This window comes from uncultured Rossellomorea sp. (assembly GCF_947488365.1).
GTDB lineage: Bacteria > Bacillota > Bacilli > Bacillales > Bacillaceae_B > Rossellomorea.
The window spans coordinates 1-389 of sequence record NZ_CANKZT010000021.1 but is presented as its reverse complement, the minus strand read 5'-3'; the positions used below and the strand labels follow the sequence as shown (position 1 = coordinate 389).

The window sequence follows — 389 nt, the reverse complement described above, 5'->3', positions numbered from 1 at the left end:
TCGAACCCCCGCGGGCTGTTACACCCCTGTCGGTTTTCAAGACCGATCCCTTCAGCCGGACTTGGGTATTCCTCCGTGTATAATGGACCCTGTAGGACTCGAACCTACGACCGGACGGTTATGAGCCGTCTGCTCTAACCAACTGAGCTAAGGGTCCTTATCAATCGTGCGATTTGTATTGAGTAATAGCGGCGGAGGGGATCGAACCCCCGACCTCACGGGTATGAACCGTACGCTCTAGCCAGCTGAGCTACACCGCCACGAAATATTTAGAATGTTTATTGCACTTCTATAAAACCAATGAATGAAGTTCATGGTGGAGCCTAGCGGGATCGAACCGCTGACCTCCTGCGTGCAAAGCAGGCGCTCTCCCAGCTGAGCTAAGGCCC

The 389-nt window shown here is 53.7% G+C and carries 2 tRNA genes; both read right to left on the bottom strand.

Annotated elements, in window-relative coordinates:
- Positions 1 to 83: 83 nt before the first annotated feature.
- A tRNA-Ile gene (locus tag Q1B03_RS22015) sits at positions 84 to 157 on the bottom strand.
- A gap of 29 nt (positions 158 to 186) precedes the next feature.
- Positions 187 to 260: transfer RNA gene (locus tag Q1B03_RS22010), tRNA-Met, on the bottom strand.
- Between the last annotated feature and the right edge of the window lie 129 nt (positions 261 to 389).